General features: G+C 38.6%; 2 pseudogenes and 1 other annotated feature. Of the pseudogenes, one reads left to right on the top strand and one right to left on the bottom strand.

Features of this window, described 5'->3' with window-relative positions:
* Positions 1 to 108 precede the first annotated feature (108 nt).
* Positions 109 to 866: pseudogene (locus FTV09_RS17705) on the bottom strand (IS3 family transposase); the annotation flags it as partial.
* Positions 475 to 591 (bottom strand) — a sequence feature (AL1L pseudoknot). (Overlaps the previous pseudogene by 117 nt.)
* Positions 867 to 1,167: 301 nt before the next feature.
* Here FTV09_RS17705 and FTV09_RS17700 point away from each other — a divergent pair.
* Positions 1,168 to 1,329 (top strand): annotated as a pseudogene (locus FTV09_RS17700) (hypothetical protein); the annotation flags it as partial.
* Positions 1,330 to 1,451 lie beyond the last annotated feature (122 nt).

Genomic DNA, 1,451 nt, shown 5'->3' with positions numbered 1-1,451 from the left:
CATAACGCTCACGACCGGGACTTTTGATCCAAGCCGCTTATGGTGGTTTGCTACCTGCTCCTGCAAGCCGATAGCGAGGGGCCATACCCTCATCTCTTACGCCGCTTGCTGCGGCACACTAAAGTCACCCACCCATAGTTGGTTTGGATGATCAGCATTAAAATTACGTTTCACTAAATCATCTGCCCGTTTTTGGTCATCTCGGTTACGGGTGGTTTGTTTATTCTTACCACGCCAAACACCTTGTATACCTAGCTTTTGCATCAATCGAGCAACTGTACAACGTGCAATAACATAACCCTCACGTTTTAATTTTTGCCAGACTTTACGTACACCATATCGACCTGAACTTTCCTTCCAAATTCGTTTAATTTGTTCAGCATGATGCTCATCATGTAGATCTCGTTTCGCTCGATGTTCCCTTGCGAAGCAATGCTTCTCATCGCAGAGATCTAGAGTCCGGTAATAGGTTGAAGGTGCGATCGGTAAAATCCTACAAATCACATCAACACCATATAAGTCTTTATTGTTATGGATGAAATCCACCATTATTTGTGTGGGCGGTCGAGCTCCGCCTGGGCGAAAAAAGCGGCTGCTTTACGTAGAATTTCATTGGCACGCTTTAATTCTTTAATTTCACGTTCCATTTGCTTCATTTTTTCTTGATCAGATATCTGTTGTACTTTAATAGGATTTTGCTGATCTAAATGCTTTTGATGCCAGGCACGAAGTGTTTCAGGAGTACAACCAATCTTAGGCGCAATTGCTGTGATTGCAGCCTAAGTAGAAGGATAATCTTTTTCAGATTCAATCAATAATTGAACCGCTCTTTCTCTGATTTCAGGGGTATATTTTAATTTTGTCATCGGGATAGTCTCTCAGAATATTGACTCTCCGACAAACCCGGTACGGTTCAGTTGTCCCTTTCTTCTAAACTCAGATAAAAGTCTAAATATTACCCACATGAAATAACAATACAATACGATGTCATAAAAATGTCATGAAGCAGTCACAGAATACTTAATTGAATAAAGTTCAATTCTTAGCCTTCCCGCAGACCTGGTCATTTTTTATTTACAAAAAATTAATTGACCTCTTCCAAAGGTTTTAGGGAATTTTTTATTAAGTTTTCTTTAGTGCTGCAATCTAACTTTATAAGAGCCATAAATGACTTCCTTGAATGTGCCTTCAAACTCTTCATCACATCCGTTAAAAAAGTATATAAATAGAGAGCTTTCACTACTTGAGTTTCATAAGCGGGTGTTGGTACAGGCGAAAGATACTGAATACCCTTTACTTGAACGATTAAATTTTTTAATTATTTTTTCGGTGGTGTTTCAAAAAGTATGCTGAAAAAAAGCAGGTTGAATTTTGATAAAATAGAGAAATGCAAATAACTCTAGAAATCAAATGTCCAACCTGCCTCAGTGACAGTATAAAGAAAAATGGCA

It is taken from the genome of Acinetobacter sp. YH12227, from assembly GCF_013417785.1.
In the GTDB taxonomy this organism is placed as follows: domain Bacteria; phylum Pseudomonadota; class Gammaproteobacteria; order Pseudomonadales; family Moraxellaceae; genus Acinetobacter; species Acinetobacter gandensis.
This window is presented reverse-complemented; position numbering and strand designations above follow the sequence as displayed.